Below are 1889 nucleotides of genomic sequence, written 5' to 3'. Positions count from 1 at the left end.
TGGCTATCATCAATGACGAGCTTAATAACTTGAGAAAGTTAATGGGGGTGCATGAAAAAGGATTACCTCATTTATTATGGAAGAATAAAGAGGACTTAAAGGACGAGCAAAAACAACAACTAGAAGTTATCTTAAAAGAACATCCCTGCTTGGGAATAGCCTGGGAGATGAAAGAAGAAATTAGACAAATTTATCAAAGTAGTAAAACGTTCAGAGGTGCTGAGAGAAAATTGGAAAAATGGATAAGAATAGGCGGAATATTATAGGAAAGTAGTGCCAGTATGATCGAGAAGCATTTGCCGGGTATTTGTAATTACTTTGAAAATCATACAACCAACGGATTAATTGAGGGAATGAATACCAAAATAAAGCTTATTAAAAGAATGAGTTATGGATTTACCAATTTTCAACATCTTCGACTTAAGCTGTTTGCTTGCTTTAATTCATAACAAAAATTAACACACGAAAACCAGAAGAGCCGAACAGCTACATTCAGTCACAATTGACGACAGTTTGTCTGGAGGCAATATAGCGCAACGTGTTCCCTCCTTGATGTTGAATGACAACTCGGTATCGGTATAATTACCGAATTCAACTCGGACTGGGAGACAAACATAATGTGGATTGGAAACTTCAGAAATCATCGACTTGCCTTCGGGTAGTTCACAAGATTGTTGAGAACTTTGATCAAAAGTTGTTTCTGTTTGAGTCCCAGTCATTGCCTTGGCTCTTTGACTTTCTAGACCTCTTATAGGTAATCGGATACCACCAACCCTAACCCATCCGTTTTCTCTTATAATACCTCTTCTACGGGGAGGTTTCTGTGAGCCGTAATGACATCGCATTTCAATTTCATCAATAGCTTCCTTTACTTTTTTAACCAATTCATCCTTCTCGAATATCAACTCTGCTGCTAACAAAAATTTAGGTCTGGTAGGAGAGATAACCAGCTTACCTTCGGATACATATCGATCAAAAGATTCATGAGAACTCATTTCTGTGCTATTCATAGTTATTGCCCCAGTTCTTGCAATTTTTTGACACCAATGTACTCTTCAACAGGATTTATCTCGCGGAACGGCTCAACAGAAGCTTGTAGGATATATCCGCCAGTTTGAGCAGGAACGCCAATATCAACGGGTCTTAATTTGGATTCAGGCGTGTTTGGAGGAGGCGACTCTACAGAAGATACAATCTCTCTTTCCTGAGTGAAAAGATTAAGAGTAAAGCGCACACCCTGAATTAATTTTCCTACCTCATCTACTAGCCCAATAAACGCCCGTATAATCTTCTCTGGTTCATACAAGAAGCAATCGTTGAGTACCATCAACAAACTTTTACCTTCAGTTATCTGATAACGATTGTTAGCATGGCAAAGCAAATTCTCAAGGTAGGCGTGAGCGTTTTTATCGTTAAAAAGTGATGTTAGAAGCGGCTAAATAGGATCGGTACAACAACCTCCCACAGAACCTAGCTTAATTATCCCACCATAGCCAAGGGTAAAACATTAAATTTTAATGTAATGCCAATTCGGAACCCCAGTGCGATCGCTGATCTTGTAGGTTGGGTTGAGGTGACGAAACCCAACACTACCTTTTTCCCAAATTACCACCCAATATCTGAGTTATAATCAATACCATCCATTCTACACCTTAATCAAATAACTTAACTTAAGTGGGTGGGTGGAATTAAATATAAGATGAACGTAGGTTAGGTTGAAGCATGAAACCCAACTCCCGCATGGGTTACGCTACCGCTAACCCATCCTACAAATGGCTCTTCGTTACTTGTTATGGTTCGATAGGGGGGCATAAATCGACTAAATCCTTATCTGGCAAGAGACTTAATTGATTAGTTCGCTCTAGATAAAAAACAATTGACAAAAATCG

The 1889-nt window shown here is 39.0% G+C and carries 2 protein-coding genes and 1 pseudogene; 1 reads left to right on the top strand and 2 read right to left on the bottom strand.

Annotated features, from left to right (window positions below):
- Positions 1–449 (top strand): annotated as a pseudogene (locus PX481_RS02800) (ISL3 family transposase); the annotation flags it as partial.
- Between the two features lie 6 nt (positions 450–455).
- On the opposite strand, the gene PX481_RS02795 reads toward PX481_RS02800, so the two are convergent.
- Together PX481_RS02795 and PX481_RS02790 are read right to left on the bottom strand one after the other, a co-directional pair.
- The gene (locus PX481_RS02795) at positions 456–1010 is read right to left on the bottom strand and encodes a hypothetical protein (protein WP_288025511.1); all 555 of its coding nucleotides are present in this window, start codon (positions 1008–1010) and stop codon (positions 456–458) included.
- A gap of 2 nt (positions 1011–1012) precedes the next feature.
- The gene (locus PX481_RS02790) at positions 1013–1381 is read right to left on the bottom strand and encodes a hypothetical protein (protein ID WP_196219850.1); all 369 of its coding nucleotides are present in this window, start codon (positions 1379–1381) and stop codon (positions 1013–1015) included.
- Positions 1382–1889 lie beyond the last annotated feature (508 nt).

This window comes from Microcystis sp. M53603_WE2 (assembly GCF_030065435.1).
The sequence above is the reverse complement of the archived record's forward strand: the minus strand, read 5'-3'. Positions and strand labels throughout refer to the sequence as shown.